Here is a 25,868-nt window from a genome sequence, read left to right on the forward strand (position 1 = left end):
CACCAGCATATACACAGTCTCTGCCCGGATAGAGGAAGCCTTCCTGCAAAAGGCCTCCTCCTATCACCCGACAAAAAATCAGTTCTTTTTCAGCGACTCCAACGCCATGCCGTGTATCTTCAGCCTCACGTATTCATCAACTGTTTTTAAATCGTACCCCTCCTGCTTGGCTTTTGCAATGAACCTGCTGTCTATGCCATGTATCTTGGCTTCAACTGCCTTGTCTATTGTCAGGTTCTGAAGTCCTGCCTTTCGCAGGTCTTCTATATAGGCAGCATCTACGTCATGTATTTTCGCTGATACAATCTCTCTAAAGCTCATATCCTTGAAACCTAAAGTCTGGATGGCTTTAATGCCCGCTGCATCCAGCCCGTGAATTTTTGCTTCTGTTATCTGATCCAGGCTCAGATTATCAAATCCTGCGGACTTCAGGTCTGCAATATAGGCAGCATCCACCCCATGAATTTTAACTGATATCATGTCTCTGAAGCTAGTGTCATCAAAGCCTAAAGCGCGAATGTCTTTTACAGACGCTGCATTGAGGCCATGAATTTTTGCTTCTGTCATCTGATCAAGGGTCAGATTATCTAGTCCAGCGGATTTTAAATCTGCTATAAAAGCACCATCTACATGATGGATTTGCAACTTTATCATCTTGTCAAGGCTCAGTTCCCCAAATCCAAGCCCCTGCATTTCCTTTATCCTGGCCGGAGTCATCCCATGGATTTTGGCCTGAATGATTTTATCCATTGCCAGGTTCGTAAAGCCGGCTTTCTGCAAACTTTCGATGTAACTGGCACTAACGTTATGAATCTTTGCTTCCATCATTTTGCGGAGGGGTAGTCCTTTATAGCCTGCTCCTTCTAATTCCTGCACATAAGCCTCGTCTATACCGTGTATGCGTGCTTCCACTACTTCTCTGATGGAAGGTGTTTTGTTGCTGTACTTCTGGAACAGAGCCTTGTAGTTCTGAAAATCATTCATAGATACCCCATGAATAGCTAATTCCAGTAAGCGCTCTCCCTCTACCTCATTGTAGTTCTTTTTTAAGTAATCAACATACTGCTTGCTTACATCCCCGAAGAATAAGTGGAACATCAGGTTCTTATTCGTGCTGGTAATATTGTTGTCAGCCAGATACTTTTTAAAAGAAGCGTCCTCAGTAAACGTATACTTCCCCTGCCCAACTTCCGCATCCAGGTTGCCGTTCAGCTGCAGCGTACCGGTTTCTTTCGTCATCACGAATAAATTGTCTCCTTTCTTCTGGAACAGGCTTTTGTCAAAGCACCTGGACATGTTCCAGCTGGAGGTATTCTTGCTTCCTTTAAACTGCAGGCAATACTCCCCTCCTTCCTGGTTGCTGTACCAATAGCCCTCGGACATATCCACCTGCCTGCCATTGATATTCATGGAGTAGCCGTTCCTTCTCTTTTCTGAAAGAACCTCCTTTTTTACCTCTGAAATTATTTCTCTAATGACAGGCATTCCTCCTTCAGCCAGCATTTTAACCGGTGTACCCTCAGGAGCAGGAATTTGCTCTGGTAGCGGGAGAGGCTCCTTCTCTGGAACAGGAGGTGCCGCAACAGATGCCGCTGCTGGTTCTTGTTGCGGATTGCCCTGGCTAATTGCCGGCTCGTTCATAAACAGGATAATCCCGAAGAAAAGCGGAGCCAGAAAAGCATACTTCCAGTAACTGTGCAGCGTGGATTTCTTTGCATTCATCATGATAATTCTTTGTTTTAGCAGCGACTGATTATAGTTGATGGTAATACTGAGGGGTTTGTTAGGGCAGGCTATCTGCAAAAGGTTTAACTGGTACAGGTCTTTGTCTACCTGCTCCTTCTCCAGCAAAATAGCATCGGTCTGATACTCCATGTTCTTCTCAATCTCTTTCTTGTAAAGCCACATGAGCGGGTTGAACCACAGGACGATAACCGCCAGTTCAGCAATCAACAGATCAAGGGAATGCCCTTGTCTGACATGCGCTTTCTCGTGCGCAATTATCTGCTCATAAGTTGCGAAGTCGTAATCATCCGGATAGATGAAGATGTACTGGAAGAAAGAGCACGGTGCCTGCCTTGTTTCTGTATTCACGATAACATACTCGCCATCCTGTACCTTGTCAGTGCTGCTGATTCCTTTATACAGAATGCTTCCCACCTGTACGAGCAGGTGAAGGGTAAAAACAACGACACCAAAGACATAGAGCATCGCCAGCAGGAAAAGCCAGTCCTGGGTCCAGGAAAATACCGGTGCCTCCTGCACTTCTGCCATTTCTGCTGCAACAGTGGGCGTTTGTTGAGGTAAAGCAGGAAGTGATAGGTCTTCGGCGGGTTTTGTTGTGGAGTAGGTTAAAGGAGCCGTAACAGCAGGGGCTTCCTGTTCTATGTTGGCTTCCGGCTGGCTCTCCTGCTGAAAAACATAATCCAGGTATCCCTGGTGGCTCACAAATTGAGGCACCGTGACAAAAGGCAGGGCAAAAGCCAGCAAAATGCACCCAAGAAGGTATATCCTGTTTGTGGAAAAGAAGCTTTCCTGGTGCAGCACGAATTTGTAGAACAGTAAGGCTATTCCAATCACGAAAGAGACCTTAAGCAGATATTCCATCATGGCAAATTAGGTTAAGATGATTTTTGGGATTTTATAATTTGTATGATTTCGTCCAGTTCGGAGTCTGACAGCTTCTCTTCCCTGGCAAAATGAGTAATCATTTTAGAGAAGGAATTGCCAAAGTACTTGCGCTTAATGCTGGCAACATCCTGTTTCCTGTAATCTGCCAAGGCAACCAATGGTGTATAGCGGTAAGAGTTCCCCAGTTTCTCTGCACTCAGAAAGCCCTTCTCCGTCAGAATCTTCACCATAGTGGCGATGGTGTTGTAGTGCGGCTTGGGCTCTGGCATCTCCTCTATTATCTCTTTTATAAAGGCACTTTCCAGCCGCCATATAACCTGCATGATCTGCTCTTCTCGTTTACCTAGTTTCTGCATCGTAGTAATGTTTATACAATACTACTAATAAATTAGTAGTAATCCTAATCCATTAGTAGTAAAACCAACCAACTAGGAAACAAATTAAAGTTAATGCATAAAAAATTGAGGTGAAGCTGCTTTCTGTGAGGGAGAAAGCCACAAAAACTGCTCTAAAAAGCACGTGTTGTATAGCCTTGAAGTATGGTATTGTTATGGATGATGCTAAATCAAATAACTTGCGCCAGGTATGAGACAAGTATTTTAGGAAGCATCAAATGCTTTAAAAGAGGTGTAACAGCAAAGGAAGGCAGTTGAAGGTTTATAATAAACGGCAAAGGCGGTAACTGAAGGCTACATAAGAGAGGCCGGGAAGGTAAAAGCAAAAGCCCTACTTGAGTTCAGGTAGGGCTTTTGTGGTTGACTGTCTTATCCTGCTGATAAAGCTTTCAATTCTGCTTTATTTGTGTCTGCTCAGGCTAAGCCCATATATAATGAGCCCGGCTGCAGCTGCAAAAGCAACATATTGCTTGTCTTTAGCTGTTAAAGACTTATAAAAATCCAGCCCGTACTTACCCGGGTTTTTCATCAACGATTCCAGTTCAGATGGATCTCTCAGGATTTTCCCAAGCGATTTTAGTGTTTTAGGTTCTTCCATAGTTAGCTCTTGTTTCAGTTAGCGTACGTGGATAAAACGCATTTAGATATCCTGTACGCTTGTGCTGCTTTAAAAATCCCGCTCATCAGGCAGCTTCTTTACCATTCAATCATCTATCGACTGTCCAACCAACTGGCGGAACTTCCAGCCTGTATTATCAGCTGTAGTGCCCTGCGTTTGTTTCATCAGTATTCCAATAACCTTTTCCTTAGGGTCGGCAAAATATTGTGTGTTAAAGTATCCACCCCAGTCAAAAGTGCCCTGGCTGCCTTTACCGCCCATGTCCTGCCCCTGCTGCGTCAGCACGCCGAACGCAAGCCCATAATGTTGAGCATCTCCTCCCCAAAGGTCACCTGTATGGTTGCCCATGATGGCTTGTACGGTAGTCCGGCTCAGGAATCGTTTGCCGTTCAGTTCTCCTCCGTTCAGGTACATCTGCAGAAATGTAGCATAATCTTTGGCAGTACTGGATAATCCTGCTCCTCCGGAGAAAAACTGCTTTGCCCCCTTAACAGGGTAATCCGGATCATAGAAAGTAACAGGGTATTGGCGCCACTGGCCATCTACCTGTCGTTGCACCGCCACCAGCCGATTCGCCTTATCTGCCGGAAGATAAAACCACGTGTCGTGCATGCCGAGTGGCTCGAAGAGGCGCTTTCTCAGAAAAACATCAAAAGGCATTCCAGACACTACCTCAACAAAATACCCCAACACATCGAGTCCTTCACTGTAAGTAAATTTCTCCCCAGGGTTGTGGTGCAAGGGCAGTGCTGCCAGCTTTTTCACGCTTTCCCCAATGCTGATGTTTTCTGTTGTAAAGAGGTCCGTCACGCCAGCCTTGTGATATATCATTTTCATGCGCTCATCGGCATCTATTTTTCCGTAGCCAAGTCCGGAGGTGTGGTTCAGCAACTGCCGGATGGTGATTTCTCTCGCGGCTGGAGCGCTGGTATAACTGGTGTCTTTGTACTGAAAAGTTTTCAACACCTGCGGGTTTTTAAATTCAGGGATATACTTGGAGATAGGGTCGTCCAGTTGAAACCTACCCTCCTCCCAGAGCATCATGACTGCAGTGGCAGTAATGGCTTTGGTTTGTGAAGCAATGCGAAAAATATCATCCCGTTTCAGAGGCCGGCCGGCCTCACTGTCTGCCATTCCATAGGCTTTATGAAAGACTATTTTGCCGTTTCGGGCTACAAGAGCGACCACACCGGGCACATCCCCTTCTGCAACCGCTTGCTGCAGCATCGCATCTATTCTCTCCAGGCGTTCAGGCGACATGCCGGCTTTTTCAGGAGAAGCTACCGACAAGGGCTTTGATTTCCTGATAGAATTTGTCTGAGCGGTAGCCGTTACGGCTAAAGCCAGTATCAATATAGTGTAGAGGTTCTTCATGTTCGAGTAGATGAGTCATTATATTTCCTGCTAATTCATTTCTGAAGAACAAGATATACATCTTCGATGAAAGATCTGCTGTTTCAAAAGAACTGCTGTTTCATCTTCATACCTTATATGCCAGTTAAATGTGCAGCTTTAAACCATCCTTCAAATAGCTTACTGTTGCATTACGCCATAGCCTCCACTTTGTATTATACTTATACCTTGCTGTTTTACCGGTTATAGTACCGGATAATTAACTCATATAAAACTAACCCATAACAGGCTTTCCCGGTTTCTATAGGATTGAAAGCTTTAAATATTGATGTTTAAACTACATTATTGGCAGGAAATAATAAACTACTCTCTGTTCATTATGTTTCCTTCACCATATACTTCTCTTCTGTATCGCTAATATTTAGCATTAACAGTATATTGTTATTAGTCAAAATAATCATAAAAAATAAATAAATTCATATGAGTATAACTTTATAAAGATCAGCACAGGCTCCTACAGTTTTTCCTCCGAAAGTCTAAGAGCTTCAGCACGTAACCACTAAGCAACCAGCGGTTTAAAACAGGAACATCGCTACATCATATATGTAAGCTGCAGTCCTATAACTGCTGCTACAGCCCCTGCACCAAGGTTATATTTTCAATATCAACTGTATATTGTAACTGCACCCCTCTCTTTACTGCTACACCCTCATTTCATGAGCACCTTCCTGAAATGTTTTTACCCGCCCCTTTGGAAAGCCCACCAAAACGCAACTGCAGCAGTCTGTCATTCTGATATCTCAGGTACAACACTTTAACCAACTTACATGACAGCCATATCTACTTCTTCAGTAAATAGCGGCAGGCCTTGCTTGACAGCAGCTTTTGCCACCTGTATTTCTTTTTGGTCGTCACTGGTACTGGCGCTACTCTTCGCACCCTTGCCAGCTATCTCACAAAGTGCAACTGCTGATGAGACAGAAATCATACCGATGCTCGAGTGCGTCCGCATTTCCCCGGAAACAGGTAATTACATCGCTGTTTTCGGCTACAATAATCCAAGTAAAACAGAGGTTTCCATTCCCCCTGAGAGTAGCTCCCTATCTTGTGCAGGCGTATTGGTGACAGGTAATAACATACATGTGTTTAAGCCGGGGAGAGTTTTTTCTGCCTTTTCTGTAGAATATGAATGCGCTGAACTTACCTGGACTGTGACCGGACCTAGCGGCAAGCCAAAGTCAGTGACTGCAAATAGCAGTTCTACTTTCTGCGCTACTACTGGCAGTATCAGCCCGAATGTGACCACTACCACATCCACTCCCGGGAAAACCTTTGGCAAAATAGGTTCTGAGCTATCGATTCTTGCTGCCGGTGGCAACATTCCTACAGATTTTGTATACCAGATAGAGGTTATCGGAGGTGTTCGCTATGTATTTGTAACCCTTATTGCTTTAGAAGGTAAAACAGCAGCCCTGCTCGGGGATGTGAACGGTATGGGCTTGCTTGAAGCCAATGTCTTAGGATTGCAGATTACAGGATGGCTGCCAGTTTCTAAGCTGCCGGATCTGAACAGCCTGCCGAACCTGAGGCTGGCCCTGCCAGGATTCACACCTGTACGAAACGGAGGTGCCGTTACCAGCCAGGGAGATCTGGCACAGCGCACTGACCTTACCCGCACTGGATTCAATGTAAAAGGCGAAGGTATTAAAATAGGAGTTCTGTCAGACAGCTACAATGCCAGTTTGGGCAACCAGGCGCTGCTTGATGTACAGCAGGGTGACCTGCCGGGTGTGGAGAACCCATTGAATCCGACCCCGGTGCAGGTGCTGCGAGACCTGCCTTCCGGCTCCGGGCTGGGCACAGACGAAGGCCGTGCCATGCTTCAAATCATCCATGATGTAGCCCCTAAGGCGACATTGGCCTTCCGGACTGCTTTTAACGGGCACCTTGACATGGCTGAGGGAATCCGGGAACTAAAAAATGCTGGCTGCCATCTTATCGTGGATGATATCACCTATATCACCGAGCCTTTCTTTCAGGATGGTGTTGTGGCACAGGCAGTAGATGAGGTAGCGGCACAGGGAGTTACTTACTTTTCGGCGGCCGGAAATTTCGGTGTACGGTCTTATCAGGGCCAGTTCAATCCTATGGCATCGCCGGATGGCAAAACAGTGCATAATTTCAGTGGGGGAGATTATCTGCAGCGGCTCTACCTGCCGGAAGGCAGTTATACAGTGGCTATGCAATGGGTAAGCGACGCTGGACATGATCTGGATTTTTACCTCACAGACGACAGCGGCGGTATTATCATCGGTTATAACCGTGACGGCACCTACCCATTTGAAGGCATGGCCTTTCATGTTTCGGCAGGCGGTGCTGTCGCTAACATCATGGTGGCCAATGCCAGCACCTCAACAGGCCCTCCTCCAGTTTTCAAGTATATCATTTTCAGAGGGAACGCGGCAATATGGGAACATAGTAGCGGCACTTCCACTATTACAGGGCAGGCGAATGCTGCGGGAGCAATAGCAGTGGGTGCTGTGCTCTACTCCAATACTCCCCGTTATGGTGTAACGCCACCTACTATCGCTTCATTCTCTTCCAGAGGAGGTACCCCTATCCTTCGGGATGCCTCAAACGGAATTGTAAATATCACCAGAGAAAAGCCGGATTTTGCAGCTCCCAACGGCGGGAATACAACTGTATCATTAGGTGGTGTTAACCTAGAACCGGATGCCTTCCCCAACTTCTTTGGCACGTCAGCAGCGGCACCACATGCAGCAGCAGCCGCCGCATTGCTCCTGGAGGCTCACAAAAAGTACAAAGGTACTTCACTAGCTCCTGCTGCCGTAAGGTCAAAATTACGCAGCAGTGCCCTCGATATGGGTGAGGCAGGCAGAGACAATGTATCAGGCTATGGCTTTATCAGGCCGGATGCTGCCATCTCCACATTTGCCACCCCTACTCCTATTGCGGAGAGTTTCGTAGTGGTTGGAGCTGTTGCTGCAGGAAGTACAATAAAGGTGCAAGGACACTATTTTAAAAATTCTGCCGGAGGAAGCATTTCTCAAATTACGTTTGATGGAGTAGCAGTGGCTACCACTTTCATCAGCGAGACAGAACTGCAGGCAATCATACCAGCATTCACCGGAAACCCGGCCATTCGTGTCTGCAGCCCCGCTTCCGGCACCACAATAGTGCCAGACGGAGGCTGCTCTAATGCGCTTTACCTGTTTCCGAAAACAGTTGTTACTATAAAAGTGCAGAACACAACCAAGCGATACGGTGACAGCATGCCTGCTACCTATGCGGCTACCATCACCAATGCACCAGCCAGCCTTTCAGTTACTGATTTACGCTTCACTACGCTTGCAACAGATTTGAGTGATGTAGGGGCCTATGTTGTTACTCCTCACATTAGAAGTGGTCACCCTGTTCTTGCCTTGTCCGATAGGTATGAGTTCGTTTACGAACCAGGAATCCTCCAGATAGAGAAAATTGCGGTGGAGATTATTCCGAATGATCTGGCAATTTCGGAGGGAGAGCCCATACAGGGCTTTACCTATACTTACAGTTTCCCTGTTCCTATTGCCAACAGCGATGATAAAATACAGCTCATCAGGAATAAGCTCTCACAGGCACACAAAGTACTGCAAACTAATCGCGTAGCGCTCGTGACTGAAAGTCATCTCCTGCAGTTGGCATCTATCAGTAACAAAAGCTTTTTAATAAGTGCAGCAGCTGAGGCTAACGCCGCATTTGTTTACAATTCTTCTTTTGTCATCAATGTCAGCAGCTCAGTTCTAAACCAGATAGCTGCCCCTGATGTAAATGCTTCCAGTGTTTACAACGCTACCTGGGTGATGAACGCCTCCTTTGTAATCAATTCGCTCAGAGTTTATAACTCATCCTTTGTAATCAATGCCTCCAGTGTGATGAACAGTAATACCATTGGGGCTGGAAATAATGAAGAAGCCATTCTTATACTGAATGAAGCAGATGAAGTACTCTCAAGTGTTTATGCCATCAACCTGATTACAGGGTATACTGTTGGCACCCATTTATGGGCGCCTGCCACACTCCTGTCAAACAACTTTAATGCCTCCTATGGGCTGCCGGCTATCTTCTCTGTGAATCCGAAAGGCACAGGAGTGAAAGCAGTAAAACCTTACCTGGAATGTGTAGAGACAAATGGGTCCGGATATATAGCTCATTTCTGGTACGACAATCCTAATGCTGTAGCTGTTTGTGTGCCGCCGGGTGCAGATAACAAACTAATTTTTGAAGGCACTGATCCGGTTATAGTTCCCGGTACCTGTATCCCTAAAATTTTCAAACCAGGCAAGCATTATGCGTTCTCCATTGCGTTTGATGGCAATAAATGTTACTGGAGCCTGACAAGTAACCAAGGCACAAAAAGGACTTCCATTGCTTCAGAAGCCAGTTCTACTTCCTCCAGGTGTAAAAGCAACGATAGAGGCCCTAGTACGTCTTGCACCGATGGTGTCTTCCTTAGCAGTGTCAGTACCAGTAGCCTGCAGAGCAGCTCACCACTCCTGGATGACGGAATTCTAATTTACCCTAATCCAGTAGGAGACAATCTTAAGATTGATTTACAAGGACTTGGAGACACTGAAGTAGCCATAACGATGTATGATGCACTGGGCAGGGTTTGTCTGAAAGAAAAGCTAAGTAACAAGGATGCGCTGAACGACATCAGTGTAACAAACCTCAAGCCGGGCTTATACCTGCTTAAGATGGAGTATGGTGATGTATCGAGGCAATATAGAATTATTAAACAGTAGTGAAAAAATGATTTGAAGGATAACAGGTAAGTAAACCGTGCAGGCTAAGCAGCCTGAGGCGCACAGAGAAATGCACAAAGTAACTTTCTGCGTCTTTGCGCTGCTGCCTATTCCGGTTTACTTATACCTCTTATAGCGAAAAATGAAATGTGGTCTTAAAACACGCGTCATGAAAAAGGTAATTTTGTTGTTGTTGTCGATATTCCTGTTTACCACAGCTTTCGCCCAGAATAGCAATATAGACAGTCTGCAGAACCTGTTGACTACAGCAAAAGACACATCAAAAGTAAACGTTCTTCTGGAACTTAGTAAAGCGTACAACGGGGTAGATCAGGCTAAGTCTATCGCATATGCGAAACAGGCCCAGAAATTAGCACAAACGCATGATTTCCCGCGTGGCGAAGCGTATGCGCTCAAAAGCCTTGGCATGGCCTACGTAGGCGAAGGAAGTTACCCCAAGGTGCTGCGTTACTGGCAGCAGTCTCTGGATATATTTGAAAGTATAGACGACAAGGTGGGTGCAAGCAATATGCTCAATAATATTGGTGTTGTCTATTCTATTCAGGGATGGGACGCCAAGGCTATCGAGTTTTACCTGAAGTCACTAAGGGTCGCTGAAGAAACGGGTGACAAGCTTAGAATTGCGACTGCCCTTTTGAATATTGGCGCGCAGTACTACCATAACCCTGCCACGCATGACAAAGCCCTAGACTACTACCTGCAGGCGCTGCCGCTGAGCAAAGAAGTAGGAGACAAAACTACCCTTGGCACCCTGACAGTGAACATCGGGGAGATATATTTTGAACAGGGCGACAATAAAAAAGCCATGTCTTATTACCAGCAGGCACTGGACATTCTGGAGAATTCCGGAAATGAAAACAAAGTAGCCTATACACTGAATGCTATTGGCCAGATTTACACTGCCCGCGGAGAACTGGCCAAAGCCATGCAACAGCATCAGAAGGCAAAGAAAGTAGCTGAAGCTGCATCAGCTAAACTAGAACTGGCCCAGGCCCTCAATTACATAGGTGACCTCCAGAACAGGATGGGCAACACAACAGAATCGCTGGCTTCTTATGAGCGTGCCAGTAGTATTGCTGCAGACCTGGGGGCTAACTACGAACTTAAAGATTCTTATGAGGGTATAGCCCAGGCCTATGGGGAGCTGGCAGATTACAGAAAAGCATATGAGTATCAGAACCTACTGCTTGCCATTAAAGACTCGCTCTACAACACTGAAACAAACAAGAAGATAGAGAACCTGCAGGCCAACTATGAAAATGAAAAGAAACAGGCGCAGATAGACCTGCTGACAAAAGACCGGGAACTGCAAAAGGCAACCCTCCAAAGGCAGCATGTGCTCCGCAATGCGCTTCTGGTTGGTTTAGGGCTCATTGTCCTTATTGCCCTTATCCTGTTCTTTAACATCCGCAATAAGGCAAAGGCAAACAGAATGCTCAAGAACAAAAATGCGGAGATACATGCACAGAAAGAAGAAATAGCCACCCAGCGCGATCACCTGGAGCAAACCTACCACAACCTGGTAAGCACGCAGGAACAGTTGATACATTCTGAGAAAATGGCTTCCCTTGGACAACTCACGGCCGGGGTGGCACATGAAATAAACAACCCTATCAACTTCGTGTCGGCAGGTATAGACTCTCTAAGGGCCAACTTTGCTGATATAATGGAGGTGCTGAGCGGCTACCTTGCTTTGAAACCGGAAGAAGACAACAAGATGCAGCTGCAGAAACTGGCCCGGATCAAAAAAGAAATGGAGGTAGAGGAGTTGATGGAGGAGTCAGAACAACTGCTGGTGAGCATTAAAAACGGGGCTACCCGCACAAAGGAAATCGTGAAGAGCCTGAAGAACTTCACACGGTTGGACGAGAGCAGCCTCAAAAAAGCAAATATACACGAAGGAATTGACTCTACGCTGGTCATACTCAACAACCAGATAAAAGGCAGAATCAAAGTAGTGAAGAACTATGGAGAACTGCAGGAGATCAATTGTTACCCGGGCCAGCTGAACCAGGTTTTCATGAACATCCTCAACAATGCTGCCCAGGCCATTAAAGGAGAAGGCACCATTGCCATTAAAACTTATAAAGAGGATGACTATGTGGTCATAAAGATAAAAGACACCGGAATGGGAATGACAGAAGAAGTGAAAAAACACATTTTCGAGCCTTTCTTCACCACCAAGGATGTAGGGGAAGGTACAGGGTTAGGCCTGTCTATCACCTACGGCATCATTGAAAAACACCATGGCAAAATAGATGTAGAATCAGAGCCAGGTGTAGGCACAGAGTTCACCATCAGGATCCCGCTTGTACTTTCAGGTACATCCGAGGAAAAAGTAATGGCAGCAGTGTAAGGCACTTTAAACCTGAAAAATAAACCCGTAACAATTATAAAGGATGGAAACTACGACATTGGACCAGCCCGTGGAACTACCTGCTGAAACCTATGAAAAACCATCTATACTATACATAGATGATGAAGAGGATAACCTGGTTGTCTTTAAATCTGCTTTCAGAAGGTTCTATAAAGTCTACACCGCCCTATCAGGGGAAGAGGGACTTGAAATTCTGAAAACACAGGATGTAAGCGTTGTGATTACCGACCAGCGCATGCCCCGCATGACGGGGGTACAGTTCCTGAAGAACCTCCCGGAGGACAACGACATGATTCGCATGATCCTGACAGGTTACAGTGATATGGAATCTATTATAGAAGCAGTGAACACAGGTAAAGTTTACCGCTACATTGTAAAGCCCTGGGACAAGGAGGAACTGAAGATTACGGTAGATAATGCCATTGAAGCCTTTCAGCTGCGCCGCACCAACAAGCACCTGATACATGAGTTGAAAGAGGCAAATGAATACCTTGAGCAAAAGGTGCTGGAGCGCACACTGGAGGTGAACCAGCAAAAGGAAGAGGTGGAGAAGCTACTGCTTAACATTCTCCCTGCTGAGGTGGCGCATGAACTGAAAGAAAAAGGCGAGGCTACACCACACTTCTATAACTGCGCAACGGTCCTTTTTGCAGATTTTGTGGGCTTCACCAGTATTGCGGAAGGGCTATCGCCACAGGAACTGGTGGCTGAGCTAAACAATTATTTTCTGGTATTTGATACGATTGTGGAGAAACATAACCTGGAAAAGATAAAGACCATCGGCGATGCGTATATGTGTGCCGGGGGCATTCCAGTATCAAACCAGACCCATGCTGTAGACGCCATTCTGGCAGCCTTCGAGATGCAGGCACACATGCAGGAGATAAATGAGAAAAAGGCTGCATTCGGGCTCCCCATGTGGGAGTTGCGCATTGGCATGCATACCGGCCCTCTGGTGGCGGGGGTAGTAGGCCGTAATAAGTTTGCGTACGACATCTGGGGTGATACCGTAAATATCGCCAGCCGAATGGAATCCTGCAGTGAAGGTGGCCGCGTTAACATTTCAGACACCACTTTTGAGATGGTAAAAGAGTGGTTTAGCTGCCTCTACCGGGGCAAAGTTCCGGCGAAAAATAAAGGGGAGGTTAATATGTATTTTGTGGAGAAAGGACTGGAGCAGGCAGAAATTTCTACGGTGCAAAAAAAGAACAGATAGAGCCTTAGAATACCAGAATAAGTAAATTTCCAAGGACAGATAAGTTTATTTTATGATCTTTCTCTATTAATACCGCCGTTATTAAGAATTATAATTATTTTATTGTATATTGTACCATATAATGAACATATATGCCACCAGAAATGTAGTAGGTATATAACAAACAAAGTAATATGAATAACGGAACAGTAAAATTTTACAACGACCTGAAAGGGTTCGGATTTATTAAGGAATCAGATTCAGATCAGGAATACTTCGTACACGCATCTGGACTAGTACACGAAATCAAAGAGAACGACGAAGTAACTTTTGAACTGCAGGAAGGCAGAAAAGGACTAAACGCTGTTAATGTGAAGCGTGCTTAGTTTGAATATATAACAAATAAAAAGGCCTTACATGCAGTAAGGCTTTTTTATTTGCTCTTGCGGTTTTACCGGCTGTCTTTTTCAATCCTGCTCCTTTATTAAAATAAAAAAATAGGGCTAAAATTTATTCCAATGAACAGAAAATATTTAGTAGATACCACCACACGCGAGTACCTTTGTGTTGCACTTCAAAAAGGACAAGAGTGGGAGCCGAATAACCAGGATTCTCTTGAAAACTTTATGGGCTCGAGAGCCAATAAAAACAAGCCAGAATTCGAATTAGTGTCCGGCGAGTACAACGACAATTCATTTTTCGAGAAGTGGATACGTAATGGTACAAACTTTTTGTTTCGCTACTAAAAGGCCATAAGGCCGCCATTTCCGTATATATTACATAACAACACCAAATTTCAAGAACAATATATGGGTAGATCTCAAGAAACTTTTAGTAAAAAAGAAAAAGAAAAGAAGAAACTAAAGAAACGACAAGACAAGGAGCAGAAGAAAGAAGAACGCCTGGCGAATTCCAGCAAAGGAAAAGGCATCGATGAAATGCTGGCTTATGTAGATGAGGAAGGAAACATTACGGATACTCCTCCGGATCCTACCAGAAAGAAGAAAGAGGTGAAGCAGGAGGATATTCAGATTGGTGTGCCGAAGCATGAAGATCTGGATCCGGCTGATTTACTCAGAAAAGGCACTATTACATTCTTCAATACTTCTAAAGGCTACGGCTTTATCAAAGACCACGACTCGCAGGAAAGCATTTTCGTTCACCAGAATGGTTTAGAAGACTCGGTGAAAGAGAATGATAAAGTTACCTTCGAGGTTGAGAAGGGGCAAAAAGGCCTCAACGCCGTAAACGTGAAGTTAATTAAATAGAAAATCTTCGCAGCTACTGTCCGATCTTCGTTCACGGGATAAGTATGCGGCGTCTGCAATATAAGTACAGCAAGTACTGAAAGCTATATGAAGGCTTTAAACCTGATGCCGGAAGGCATTAAGTTTAAAGCCTTTTTCTATGTAGCCCCCTGCCAGGTACAGGACCCAAGGGCAGGGTGATTTGTACCAGCGTGCCCTGGTTTGGGGCAGAATGTATGCGCATGGTGCCGTTCAACAGCTTCACCCGGTCCTGAATTGATTTGAGACCTATTCCTTCCGTCTGTATTTGCTCCGGTGCAAACCCCTTTCCATTGTCTTCAGCCAACAGCACCAGAGAATCTTTTTGCTCCCGCATTAACAGGCTTGCCTTTGTTGCCTCTGCATGTTTGATGATGTTATTTACCAGCTCCTGCGCAATACGATAGACACATACCTGCAAGTGCCTTTCCACGTCTTGCCTAAGGTTAAAAACCTCACACTGTAATTCCATATCTTCTGTATTGAACGGCACACACATTTGCTGGAAGGCAACCTCCAGCCCAAAATGCTCTAATACAGATGGGGTGAGTTCATGAGAGATAGTGCGGACCTGTTTGATGGCCTCATGCAGCATCTGGTCTGTTTTCAAAACCGTGGCCTTTATTTTAGATGCATCCTGTGCTACCTTAACACGGGTTAACTGGTCCAGGTTGAGCTTGGCCCCGTACAGGAGCTGTCCGATGCCACTGTGTAGCGCCTCGGCTATGCGCCTCCTCTCCGTTTCCTGCGTTTCCATAATAGCCAGAAGCAAATCCTTCTGCTGGCTTAGCCGCAGATTAAGGTTTTCCTGTTCCAGTTTCTTTAAAGCAGAAATATCCCGTGCAATCACCAGCACACTTTTTATAGTTCCATCATCGGCATATTCCGGCACCAGGCGTGAATGGTAGTAGGCTCTGCCAAAGGGAAGGTCATAGGAATGATTGTGGTCCAGAGGTTCGCCCATCTCCATTACCAGTCCCACTTTTTCCTTCCAGGACAGGCTGGAACCTTCCTGCTTTTCCGCCTCAGGAGCAGCTTTCAGGTACAGCGATGTAACAGGCAAACCGGTTACTGCCTCGAAATGTTGGTTGCTGAACACCAGTTCAAGGTCTTCGCGCCAGCGGGTAATAATATCCGGCGTGTTACTTACCAGCATGCGGTAATGAAACTCGCTTTGCCGAAGCTTTTCTTCTGCCTGCTGTCGTTCCGTAATATCATGCACAATACCTATAAATCGTTTGGCATTGCCCTCGCTGTCGCATTCAACCCTGCCTATGCTGTGCATGTAAAACATCTTCCCGTTTGGCCGGTATATGCGGCGTAAATACTCATAAGGCTGTTTTGTCTTGGCGGCTTGCTCAAGTATCTGCCGGACAACCAGCGCATCATCAGGTTGAGAGACGGAATCAATAAAATCTAACGTTGGTACAAAGCTACCGGGTTCGTAACCCAATAGCCTGAACATGCCATCTGAGAACTGCAATTGCATGGTGGCAATGTCGCAGGAGTAACTGCCAACCCGGCCTATCTTTTCTGTCTGGCTTAGCAATGCTTCATTTTCGCGTATCTTCTGCTCTGCTTTTACCTGTTCTGTTATGTCCTGAATGGTGCCATGAACTTTGTGTGCTTTGCCACTTAACGTGTACACAATTCTGCCTATCACGTGCAGTACCCGTACTGCCTCATCGCTCCTAACAATTCTGTAGATAAAGTTCAGCTCTTTCTGTTCAGTGTAATAAGCCGCTAAGGTTTTATCAAATGCTTCCCTGTCATCCGGATGAACAAAGGAAGCACAGGTCTCAAATAGTATCTTCTCGCTTTGCGGCTCCAACCCATGAATGCGGAACAGCTCATCAGACCACCGGATGTCATCATACGGGAACGTAGCCTCAAAACTTCCGATATGCCCCAGTGTCTGCGTTTCCTCGAGTCTTTGCTGCGCATCCTTTAATTTTTGTTCAACATCCCGGAGTTGCTCAAGTTTGTCTTTCAGCGCGTGTTGCTGTAAGAGGAGTTTCTTTTCTGTTGCCTTGCTCTGAAACAGGTCTGTAACGTCTGTCAATTTATGTATAATATACATAATCTCTCCTGCCTCATTCAGCACTGGCGTGTTAGAAGGAATCCAGTGCTTTTCTTCTAATCCCTCTGCAAGGTAAGTAGTCTGGTGTGCATCGTAGTGCTGAAGGACCATCTGATCCATTTTTTTTGATCCGAGCACTTTATCGAAAGAAGCCCTCAAACTCTTTATAAAATAGTCAAGTGAGCTCTCGGGAGTGTCCGGGAAAACGTCAGAAATGTACTTTCCCACAAGTTCTTCCCGTTGGCACTGCCTGGCGGTTAAGTAAGCATCCGTGGCCAATACAATTCTGAGGTCCGGGGTCAGGATGAGGTATGCATCTGGGGCAGCCTCAACTACTTGAATGAGATTCGAATAGTCCCGCTGCACACCAAGCTGGCTAAGAGCCGAAGGTTCCTGAAATGCGTTAATGAAGTCAACGTAAGCGTTCTTTTTTCTCATACCTGTCTTTCCTCCTCCTAAGCAGTTCGACTGAGCTACTTATAACGATAGGTTTAGGTTAAATAGCACATCTTGCGCAGCATCAGTTCAGGTATTTAAGTATCGGGGCTCTAAGGACCCTGCTGGTTTATTCCTGACACTGCACCAAATTCAGGAGCTAAATAGCCCGAAGGCCAAGTAGAAACAACGACGTTCTGGTTAGTTAAAAATAGAATTTTTGATAATAAACCGCAAGAGACAAGCCATATAAAGGAGATAAATTACTCTATTTAAAGCCTGTTGCCTAGAGGCAGGTATACCCCCTGCTACTTCCTGGGCACGCGGATATAAAGGGTAGTTTCGTTTTTTACTTCCCTCTCAAACCAGGTTTCTCCCTTGTGTCATTCCACAATCGTCTTGATGATGAACGTGCTCAGGCCCGCCTGTTTTAGTCCTTTGTACCGGGTCTGCGGGCATTCATAAACTTATTCTGTAAGAATATCATGGTACAAGCTCATAGTCCGTTACCCTTTTCAGCCACTTTAAAAACAAATTTTCTCCCTGTTCTACATCGATGGCTATTTATTCTCCGCCAGGGGTTGATGAAGGGCAACGGAGATAAGGTTATAGATGCACTTCATGTCGTGTTGTCGTTTGATTCCAGCTGGAAGCTGTCGTTGGAGGCAAAGAAGCGGAAGATTCGCTCGTTTCCAAAAAACACCGGGTTTTCAACCGTATCTTGTGCCAGCAGGAAATAGAAAGAAGTCAGACATCTGTCAGATCAAGGAGGTAGAGCAGCAGGTAATGCAGGTTAAACCCATTCCTGTGAAGGGGATTAAAACCTTAACTTTTAGAATTAATACTTAAATCCAGAGAATAAGGGCACTAACTAAAGATTTTTCATGTATAGTATATATAAATGAAATAGTATAATTCTTTCCTCGTTCTGGAATAAAGCAGGAACAGCATACATTTCAACCTGGTGCCGGAACAAAATCAAGAAGATTGACAGCAAAACAACCGAAGCCATCATGCTGATCTTTGTAAAGAGGTAGGATAAATAAGTTAATTAAATTTACTGTAAATGGAATTTGTTGATTTAAGGACGGGCTATTTGCTCACAGGATTCGACGATTTTGAATCTGCATACTCTGCCACGGAGCAGCTTTGTGATAAGGGTTTCAAAGTTGCCTATCTGAATGAGGCATCGCATGTGCGGGACCCCGAAGTAAGGAACTTTACCAGGTGCTTTAATGAGCAGGATGAAAAAAAATACCAGAATTACCATTACATACTACGGGATGAGGCCAAAACCAAAGCCGTGGAAAGTATGAAGACAGCACTGGAGGTTCTGGAACAGAAAATAAGCCGTAAAGCCAAATTTATAATGGTAGTAGATACCAAAAAGTGAGCACTATAGAAGCGCTTTTACAGAGAAACAGATTGTAGCCGTAAAAACAGGAGTTTCTGGAGGCATAGAACGCGCCACCAGCATGGCTTACAGTGAACTGCCAAACGTAGAGCAGTTGGTGCGATCACAGCATGATGTCGAGGAGGTGGTGCTTGTAAGCATCTGCTCTTACAAAGGGTAAGTTATAGCCGGCCGTATAAGTCGCGCTCCGTTGCAGGAAATGAAGGTGACACCCGCCGTTGAGCAACGCATATGAGAAATACTGCAATCAGATTACCCGGTAGACAAGTAGCTTGAATTCTGGTGCAAACTTCTCTTTACTAGAAGGTTTGGTCATAGATCTTTAGGCGTATTTTATATTCCGGAAAGACTGAATAATGTACCTTTTAAACCTCCCGCTAAGACACTTTCCTGTACTTATATTAAACAAGAGCGCTGCATCCTTTGCGTCAGAAGCCTCGTGACGATTTATTCCTGAAAGATGTTCTTTAGTTTTTGAGGAAGCAATACAATTTCAAACAGCAGTGTTAAAACACCAAGGGCAGGTATATAATACCTGCCCTTGGTGTTTTAATTTGCTTGTTCACCTATCTGTTGTTAGTTAGCAAACAGATTAACGGGGATCAGAAGCATATGAATCAGTAAAAAATTCAGTAAGGGTTAAAATCCGCTTACATTCAACCTACCACCGGTTACTGTCTTGCCTGCTAAGGAAGCAGTGGGAACAGTACTGCTAAGTATAGCGTTTTTGATAGTGGCAGCAGTAGAACCAGGATGAGATGCTGCATACAGTGCAACCCCACCTGTTACATGCGGCGTAGCCATAGAGGTACCGCTGTAAGAAGAATAAGTATTGAAAGCTGTAGTGGAGTTGATAGCAGATCCAGGAGCTCCCAAATCTACTGTGGTAGCACCATAGTTAGAGAAAGAAGACTTAGCTCCTGTAGATGTAATAGCGGCAACTGCGATGACGTTATTTAAATCATAGTTAGAAGGGAAACTTGCAGTTACGTCATTATCATCACCTACGCCATCACTGCCGCCGTTACCAGCAGCTGCCACGAACAGGATATCTCCTGCATTGGCGCGATTGACAGCATCATATAGCGCCTGTGAAAAACCGCCACCGCCCCAGGAGTTATTGCTGGCTACGATGTTCATGCTATGGCGGGACTTGAGGTCTGTCAGGTAATCCACAGCTTTTACTGCATTAGCGGTAGTTCCACCTCTGCGGCCCAGGAACTTAAGGGAGATCATGGTCACGTTCCAGTTCACACCTACCACGCCAGATCCGTCATTAACAGCGCCGATTGTGCCGGCTACGTGTGTGCCGTGGTCATCAAGGCTGCCCCTGGAGCCACCGTCATACACTTCATTGTCATTGCCATCAAAATCCCAGCCGTGGGTATCGTCTACGTAGCCGTTACCGTCATTATCCACGCCATCAATTGGGTCGAATGGGTTTGTCCAGATATTAGCATTTAAGTCGGGGTGCGAGTATTGAATACCTTCATCAATAATACCCACCACTACAGAAGTAGAACCTGTATTACCACCTGCCCACGCCTCACCAGCCTGGCTGCCATACTGGTTTGCAGGTGATGTAGCATCACCATACATACCCCACAAAGAGCCATTGGTATAATAAGGGTCAGAAGACGTAGCGTGGTGCTGGTAGATATAGTTTGGCTCTACAAACTCTATTTCTGCACCGCCCTTCATTTTGCTGATTGCATCGAGAGCAGCCATTGGTGTATGTACCAACAAGAACCCTTCCCTGTCACCCAGACGCTCCATCGTCTTTGTCAGGACGTGCTCCTTTACCTTGCCGCTGATGCGGGCAAGCACAGCTGCTCTGGCCTCTTCCGACACACCTGCCTTAAACTTTACAAGTACCTCATTGGCTACAAATTCCTGTCCTCTTGATGCCATTGCCTGCGACTCTTCCGTCAGCGCCAGCGTTTCATCTTCTGTGAAGGATTCCTTCTCGCAACCTGTCAGAAAGGCAACAGATAATGCTGCAACAGCTACGGCAGATCTGCCCGCTGTAAAATAATTTTTCTTCATAAACAATTGATTAAGGTGAGAACTAAACAATTGTTAAGTAAGAGAAATCAAAATTAATCTGACAGGAAGGTTCGCTATCTAAAGCAACTAGGCTTTAAGCAGGAAAATAGAAGGTTAAAATAATACTTGTTACATTTTAACATCTAATAACTTTGTTTTTTAGATGAGAATGTTATGAGACCCTATAGGAAGTAACAATTACAGATCTAATTGTTTTTTGAGAATGCTGAAAGAAGGAGTTTAACTCGTCTAAAGGTACAAAAAGATCAGATTTAAGAATGTGTTATTGCTTAAATATTTGATGCTGAGGTGACAGCAGGACATAAGGTAAAAGGTCTCCTTATTCTAATGTGTAATTTATTTAAGTACGACAGGTTATCTGAAAATAAAATGTAGGTGCTACTTTCCTTACTTCCTTCAATAAGATGAGATGGAGGTTTTTTTAGGCTGTTGCCTCACTTCCGTCAAGAAGAAAGGCAACAGCCTAAGAAATAGTGATATAGTTGTTATACGATTCATAAACTTGAAGATTGTAAAGCTATGTTGATGGCTTTTATATATCACTAAACCACATCATGTGTCAGAGCCAGCAAGCATATTAATAAGCAGGTTTAAGTCTTCTATTGAAAGGTAGAAACTGTTGGTAGCTTAACCTTATTAGAAAAGCTACTTATGCGCTACATTGTACACATCTTTAGCGGTGCGCCTTACCTTATCGTATGTATTTATAGCTGTTCCATTCAATAACAGCAGACCCGCCACATGTGGAGCCGCCATAGAGGTACCGCTCATACTTGCGTAGTCAGGTTCATATGACTTTACATCAGCGGTCTCAACAACTTTAATACAGGTAGAGTAAACATTCACACCGGGGGAAATATAATCTATAGGCGGTTGCCCATGGTTGGAGAATGAAGCCCAGGAATCTGACCAGGTGCCATCAGATAGTTGGTTTGTACTCATCGCGGCAATTGTAAAAACATTTCTATGGTTTACCCTGGCAGGAGAATAGTTCTTTGCAGGTCTTGCATCATTACCTGCAGCAATGGCAAACAGTATCCCTTTATCAGCAACTTCTATTACTGCATTATCTAATGTTGTAGAGCCCGATGCTCCCAAGCTCATATTTGCAACGTCACCGGCAGTTCCATCATAATGCACAAAATCCAGTCCTTCCAGCACGTTAGACAAAGAGCCAGAACCATTTGTACCTAATACCTTCACAGGAACAACCAATGCATTTGCAGCCACTCCCACTACTCCTTTGGAGTCCAAAATTGCCCCGATGGTACCTGCTACATGGGTGCCGTGCCCATTACCATCGTTTGGATAACGGTCTGTTTCCGTACAAGTCTCAATGCTTCCATCAGGGTTGATTTCATCACAGAATGCATTATAAGTTCTATCTCTGCTCGTTTCGGTATTCAGATCCGGATGTGTTATGAGCTCTGATTCGCTGTTATTAAACATAAGAATACCCGTATCAATGACATAAGCTCTTTTTGTTCCAGTATAAGTAGCGGTACCACCACCTACACGGGTTACGCCAGGAGGAGCTTCGGCACTTGTTGTCCCATCAGTGGTAGTTGAGACGCGTGCAAGAGGCTCTATAAGTCTTACGATCTGGTCCCTCTCTATATAAGCCACACGAGGATCTGCCTGCAAGGTGTTAGCCTGCGCCGGAGTAAGTTTGGCAGCAAATCCTGATAAAGCAAAACTATAAGCAGAGTAAAGTGCCTGAGTAGGTATACCCTTTTCATTTAATATGGTGTGGCCATAGGCTTTAGCTTTCTGTCTTCTCTGCTCAAAACCCTCCGGTACGTTTCTGTTCACCTGTGTTTGGTCTTCCTTTAGCACGACGATATAATGACCATCAATAAATTCGGCTTGGCTTAGGGCACCTGATGAGACTGCCGTTAATCCGGCATCCTGCGGTGCAGCCTCTTCCGGTATATTTTCACAGGCCTGGAGGCACAGGAAAAAAGCGGCAACAAGCGTGCTGCCTGCAATTTTAAAATGAGGGCGAAAGCTAGTAAAGTTTTTCATGTGTAACGAATGTTTTGGGGATGAAAAGAACTATCCCACCAAAGCAAAACTAATATTCAACGGGCGCTATGGCAGGACCAGCAACACTTGCAATAACAGAAGATTTAGAAACAGAAGCAGCCCTTCTCTATGAAGAGGCAGAACGTTGAGGCGAAGTGATAATGTAACAGGAAAATATGCTCCTGATACATGAAAGCGCCTATGCTATGTGAGGCGATTTATAACTTTTGCTTAAATAATAATACGTTAAGCTAAAATAATTATATGTGTTTAATAAACCAATATCTTTTTAGAGATTTTTTTAAGAGGAAAAGTTTATTCATTAATAGGATGTTGAAAATGTAAGCCATCAAAGAGAGAAGGCATGGGATTTACTCTGCTGTTGTACTTCTTATGTTATGACATCCAATTTAATTTCTTTTTTCTCTGCAGTGGGTAGAACTTTTTCATTCTACTTTGCCTACGCTCGTGCATTGTGTGTGCATCTGTTACTGGTTACAAACCCGACATGATTCTTAGCCACCATTTAGAAAACCTGGGCCAGCAAGGGCGAAAACCTAGACACTCGCAGGAGCTGCGCACGCTGCGAGATCATCAAGATCTCCTCCTGTTTTGGGGTAGGGCCCCCTTTGAAAGGAGGGGGCTGGGGAGTTCACCTCTCCCACTCCACCTGCGGGAACACCACTTCCAGTTGGCGTTTGATGACGCGGTAATTTCCTTTCCAGAACGTGGCCAGATCGGCCACCTTGGTGATGGGTTTCAGGTCCGGGGTGAGCAGGTGAAGCTCTACTTTCATTTCACCCGCATCTACTGTAGGGCTCTCCTCCCATGCCAGTATATCCTGCAGACGTGTTTCCAGCCTTGGCTGTTCGCCGTTTGGCCGGTACTCCAGCTCGATTGGTGAACCATCCGGCAACACCAGGCTGACAGGAGCCAGCTGGTTTAGTCGGGTGCGCTGCGCCTCCTCCAGGTACTTCTTTTCCAGGATTGGCAGGAGCTCCAGTTCCATGAGCTCATCCGGGTGCTCGATGTCATAGAGGTGTGGGCGCAGCCATTCCAAGTTTGTCAGTAGTAAGGTGGAGGTGCTGACGTCGGGCCAGCCTTCTGTAGGGCGCCATTTTCGCAGGCTCAGCACGCGGTTTTGCCACTGGGTCACGGCCTCGTTGAAGTCCAGCAGGTGCTCGCCTTCCTGTTTGATGGCTTCGGAAATGGCCGGTACGCGGTGTTTGTCGTCGGGTGGTGGCAGCGGCTTGCTTTGCAGCACAATGCTGCCGATGCGGGTGTCCAGCGAGGCGGTGAGTTCGCCGTCGTTAACGTCCCAATGGTAAACCTCCTGCTGTTTCAGGAGCGGGGCCAGGTCGCGGGGGTTGAGCGGCGAGGCCAGGAAAATGCGGCCCGGATTGTCTTCACCGCCGGCGTGCAGGTGCGCGATGGACAGCCAGGGCTCGTGCGCCAGGTCATCGCGGTGGCCGGCGGAAGCATACTTGCCGTTGGCCAGCTGGAACTGCGCGTTGTTGCCGGGGCGGGCGTAGGCGATGCGCTCGGGGTAGCAATGCGCCAGCAGCACACCGGTTTCATACTCATCAAACTTACCGTTATCGGCCTCCACCTGGAACAGCTGGCGGTACGAGCGGGCTATCTTCTCTATCTTGCCAAAGCGCTTTCCTTGCCCCTGCTCTTTCCTGTACCGGCGCAGCGCTTCCACTCTCAGGTTTATGTCGATGCCGGCGTTACGGTCCAGGGGGTCGCGCTCTTCCAGGATGGAGGCAATATCACTGGCTAGCGGCACCTGGGTTGTTTCCTCGGCCTTGAGCAGCATGTGCGCGATGCGCGGGTGGCAAGGCAGCGCGTGCATGCGTTTGCCGTGCGCTGTGATGCGGCCATGCTCCAGCGCCTGCACCTGGTGCAGCATATCGGTGGCATATTGCAGGGCAGCGCGCGGCGGCGGGTTCAGCCACGTAAGCCCTCTGATGTCCGTAATGCCCCACTGCGCCATGTCCAGCACCAGCGATGACAGGTCTGCTTCCAGAATTTCGGGAGTACGGTGCGGAGCCATGCGCTCGTGCGTGGTTTTGCTCCACATGCGGTAAGCGGTGCCGGGGCCCAAGCGTCCGGCGCGACCGGCACGCTGGTCGGCTGCGTCTTTGGAAATACGCACCGTTTCGAGGCGCGACAAACCGGACTTCGGATCGAAGCGCGAGGTTTTGCCGAAGCCTGTATCCACCACTACCGAAATGCCTTCTATGGTTAAGCTGGTCTCGGCGATGCTGGTGGCCAGTACCACTTTGCGCCTGCCCTGGCGGTCGGGCATGAGGGCGGCGTACTGCTTGCCGAAGGGCAGCATGCCGAACAGCGGGTGTACCTGGAAACCCCGCAGCTGTTTGCGCAGGAGGGTTTCCACTTTCCGGATGTCGTTTTCGCCGGGCAGGAACACGAGGATGTCTCCCTCCTGCTCTTTGGCTGCCTGCTCTACTACTTTGGCCGTCATTTCGGGCAGGTGGCGGTCGTCGGCGTCGCCGGTATAAAAGGTTTCGATGGGGTATTGCCGCCCCATGCTTTGCGCCAACGGGGCCTTGAGCAGGCTCGTGAGCTGGGGCATATCCAGGGTGGCCGACATTACAAGAATGCGCAGGTCCGGGCGCAAGGTATGCTGCGCCTCCCGGCTCAGGGCCATGGCAACATCGGCATGGATGCTGCGCTCATGAAACTCGTCGAAGATGACAATGCCAATCCCCGTCAGCGAGCGATCGCTGTGGATCATGCGGGTGAGGATGCCTTCGGTGACGACCTCGATGCGGGTGGCCTCGGTAATGCGTGTCTCGAAACGAATGCGGTAACCGACAGTCTGGCCTACCTCCTCGCCCAGCAGCTGCGCCAGGCGCTCGGCAATGGTTTTGGCCGCCAGGCGCCGGGGCTCCAGCATCACGATCTTCTGGTCTTTCAGCCAGGTCTCGTCCAGCAAAGCCAGCGGCAGCAGGGTGCTTTTACCGGCTCCGGGAGGGGCGTTTACTATCAGCGTGTTCTGCGCCGCCAGGTGCTCCCGCACGGCAGGTATAATTTCCCGAACGGGTAAGTCTATGGTAAATGGGTTGAAAGGCAAGGCTTGTGATTTATGCTTAAGTAATCTTTGCAGGTATACGGAAATACCAGCTTGCAATTTACAGG

At 46.5% G+C, this 25,868-nt stretch carries 15 protein-coding genes; 7 read left to right on the forward strand and 8 right to left on the reverse strand.

The genetic code is table 11. The features are described from left to right. Positions 1 to 78: 78 nt before the first annotated feature. From ACFS7Z_RS15870 to ACFS7Z_RS15885, 4 genes are all read right to left on the reverse strand, one after another. Positions 79 to 2,610, reverse strand: coding sequence for a M56 family metallopeptidase (locus ACFS7Z_RS15870; RefSeq protein WP_377486477.1), 2,532 nt, complete (start codon positions 2,608 to 2,610; stop codon positions 79 to 81). An 11-nt stretch (positions 2,611 to 2,621) separates the two neighbouring features. Further along, complete coding sequence (locus tag ACFS7Z_RS15875; RefSeq protein WP_377486480.1) at positions 2,622 to 2,987, reverse strand: BlaI/MecI/CopY family transcriptional regulator; 366 nt, start codon at positions 2,985 to 2,987, stop codon at positions 2,622 to 2,624. A gap of 439 nt (positions 2,988 to 3,426) precedes the next feature. Continuing rightward, the gene (locus ACFS7Z_RS15880; protein ID WP_377486483.1) at positions 3,427 to 3,624 is read right to left on the reverse strand and encodes a hypothetical protein; all 198 of its coding nucleotides are present in this window, start codon (positions 3,622 to 3,624) and stop codon (positions 3,427 to 3,429) included. Between the two features lie 105 nt (positions 3,625 to 3,729). Beyond that, complete coding sequence (locus ACFS7Z_RS15885) at positions 3,730 to 5,019, reverse strand: serine hydrolase domain-containing protein (RefSeq protein WP_377486486.1); 1,290 nt, start codon at positions 5,017 to 5,019, stop codon at positions 3,730 to 3,732. 806 nt (positions 5,020 to 5,825) lie between these two features. On the opposite strand from ACFS7Z_RS15885, the gene ACFS7Z_RS15890 reads away from it, so the two are divergent. The 6 genes from ACFS7Z_RS15890 to ACFS7Z_RS15915 all read left to right on the forward strand — a co-directional run bounded on the left by ACFS7Z_RS15890 (position 5,826) and on the right by ACFS7Z_RS15915 (position 14,664). Further along, entirely contained in the window at positions 5,826 to 9,803 is a 3,978-nt protein-coding gene (locus tag ACFS7Z_RS15890) for a S8 family serine peptidase (RefSeq protein WP_377486489.1), read from the forward strand. A 169-nt stretch (positions 9,804 to 9,972) separates the two neighbouring features. Next, the gene (locus ACFS7Z_RS15895; protein ID WP_377486492.1) at positions 9,973 to 12,180 is read left to right on the forward strand and encodes a tetratricopeptide repeat-containing sensor histidine kinase; all 2,208 of its coding nucleotides are present in this window, start codon (positions 9,973 to 9,975) and stop codon (positions 12,178 to 12,180) included. Between the two features lie 43 nt (positions 12,181 to 12,223). Continuing rightward, the gene (locus ACFS7Z_RS15900; RefSeq protein ID WP_377486496.1) at positions 12,224 to 13,417 is read left to right on the forward strand and encodes an adenylate/guanylate cyclase domain-containing protein; all 1,194 of its coding nucleotides are present in this window, start codon (positions 12,224 to 12,226) and stop codon (positions 13,415 to 13,417) included. A gap of 173 nt (positions 13,418 to 13,590) precedes the next feature. Beyond that, positions 13,591 to 13,782, forward strand: coding sequence for a cold-shock protein (locus ACFS7Z_RS15905; protein ID WP_377486499.1), 192 nt, complete (start codon positions 13,591 to 13,593; stop codon positions 13,780 to 13,782). A gap of 132 nt (positions 13,783 to 13,914) precedes the next feature. Next, on the forward strand, positions 13,915 to 14,142 hold the full coding sequence (locus tag ACFS7Z_RS15910) for a hypothetical protein (protein WP_377486502.1): 228 nt from the start codon (positions 13,915 to 13,917) through the stop codon (positions 14,140 to 14,142). Between the two features lie 63 nt (positions 14,143 to 14,205). Next, positions 14,206 to 14,664, forward strand: coding sequence for a cold-shock protein (locus ACFS7Z_RS15915; protein ID WP_377486505.1), 459 nt, complete (start codon positions 14,206 to 14,208; stop codon positions 14,662 to 14,664). A 124-nt stretch (positions 14,665 to 14,788) separates the two neighbouring features. Here ACFS7Z_RS15915 and ACFS7Z_RS15920 read toward each other — a convergent pair whose 3' ends face one another. Further along, a complete protein-coding gene (locus ACFS7Z_RS15920) occupies positions 14,789 to 17,200 on the reverse strand; it encodes a PAS domain-containing sensor histidine kinase (protein WP_377486508.1) in 2,412 nt (803 codons plus the stop codon). 1,063 nt (positions 17,201 to 18,263) lie between these two features. Here ACFS7Z_RS15920 and ACFS7Z_RS15925 point away from each other — a divergent pair. Further along, a complete protein-coding gene (locus ACFS7Z_RS15925; protein WP_377486510.1) occupies positions 18,264 to 18,590 on the forward strand; it encodes a hypothetical protein in 327 nt (108 codons plus the stop codon). 660 nt (positions 18,591 to 19,250) lie between these two features. Here the strand turns inward: ACFS7Z_RS15925 and ACFS7Z_RS15930 are convergent. The 3 genes from ACFS7Z_RS15930 to hrpB all read right to left on the reverse strand — a co-directional run bounded on the left by ACFS7Z_RS15930 (position 19,251) and on the right by hrpB (position 25,803). Then, positions 19,251 to 20,657: a S8 family peptidase gene (locus ACFS7Z_RS15930; protein ID WP_377486513.1), complete on the reverse strand. Its 1,407-nt coding sequence runs from the start codon at positions 20,655 to 20,657 to the stop codon at positions 19,251 to 19,253. 666 nt (positions 20,658 to 21,323) lie between these two features. Continuing rightward, positions 21,324 to 22,703 (reverse strand): S8 family serine peptidase, encoded by a 1,380-nt coding sequence (locus tag ACFS7Z_RS15935; RefSeq protein ID WP_377486516.1) that lies wholly within the window; start codon positions 22,701 to 22,703, stop codon positions 21,324 to 21,326. 652 nt (positions 22,704 to 23,355) lie between these two features. Beyond that, positions 23,356 to 25,803 (reverse strand): ATP-dependent helicase HrpB, encoded by a 2,448-nt coding sequence (hrpB, locus tag ACFS7Z_RS15940; RefSeq protein ID WP_377486519.1) that lies wholly within the window; start codon positions 25,801 to 25,803, stop codon positions 23,356 to 23,358. Between the last annotated feature and the right edge of the window lie 65 nt (positions 25,804 to 25,868).

It is taken from the genome of Pontibacter toksunensis, assembly GCF_042686245.1.
Classification (GTDB): Bacteria; Bacteroidota; Bacteroidia; order Cytophagales; family Hymenobacteraceae; genus Pontibacter; species Pontibacter toksunensis.

Excerpts from the sequence above, each read along its gene's own strand:
- ACFS7Z_RS15925 (WP_377486510.1), top strand. The coding sequence starts at position 18,264 with ATGGAATTTGTTGATTTAAGGACGGGCTATTTGCTCACAGGATTCGAC.
- ACFS7Z_RS15910 (WP_377486502.1), top strand. The coding sequence starts at position 13,915 with ATGAACAGAAAATATTTAGTAGATACCACCACACGCGAGTACCTTTGT.
- ACFS7Z_RS15920 (WP_377486508.1), bottom strand. The coding sequence starts at position 17,200 with ATGAGAAAAAAGAACGCTTACGTTGACTTCATTAACGCATTTCAGGAA.
- ACFS7Z_RS15905 (WP_377486499.1), top strand. The coding sequence starts at position 13,591 with ATGAATAACGGAACAGTAAAATTTTACAACGACCTGAAAGGGTTCGGA.
- ACFS7Z_RS15915 (WP_377486505.1), top strand. The coding sequence starts at position 14,206 with ATGGGTAGATCTCAAGAAACTTTTAGTAAAAAAGAAAAAGAAAAGAAG.
- ACFS7Z_RS15935 (WP_377486516.1), bottom strand. The coding sequence starts at position 22,703 with ATGAAAAACTTTACTAGCTTTCGCCCTCATTTTAAAATTGCAGGCAGC.
- ACFS7Z_RS15875 (WP_377486480.1), bottom strand. The coding sequence starts at position 2,987 with ATGCAGAAACTAGGTAAACGAGAAGAGCAGATCATGCAGGTTATATGG.
- ACFS7Z_RS15885 (WP_377486486.1), bottom strand. The coding sequence starts at position 5,019 with ATGAAGAACCTCTACACTATATTGATACTGGCTTTAGCCGTAACGGCT.
- ACFS7Z_RS15930 (WP_377486513.1), bottom strand. The coding sequence starts at position 20,657 with ATGAAGAAAAATTATTTTACAGCGGGCAGATCTGCCGTAGCTGTTGCA.
- ACFS7Z_RS15870 (WP_377486477.1), bottom strand. The coding sequence starts at position 2,610 with ATGATGGAATATCTGCTTAAGGTCTCTTTCGTGATTGGAATAGCCTTA.
- ACFS7Z_RS15890 (WP_377486489.1), top strand. The coding sequence starts at position 5,826 with ATGACAGCCATATCTACTTCTTCAGTAAATAGCGGCAGGCCTTGCTTG.
- ACFS7Z_RS15895 (WP_377486492.1), top strand. The coding sequence starts at position 9,973 with ATGAAAAAGGTAATTTTGTTGTTGTTGTCGATATTCCTGTTTACCACA.
- ACFS7Z_RS15880 (WP_377486483.1), bottom strand. The coding sequence starts at position 3,624 with ATGGAAGAACCTAAAACACTAAAATCGCTTGGGAAAATCCTGAGAGAT.
- ACFS7Z_RS15900 (WP_377486496.1), top strand. The coding sequence starts at position 12,224 with ATGGAAACTACGACATTGGACCAGCCCGTGGAACTACCTGCTGAAACC.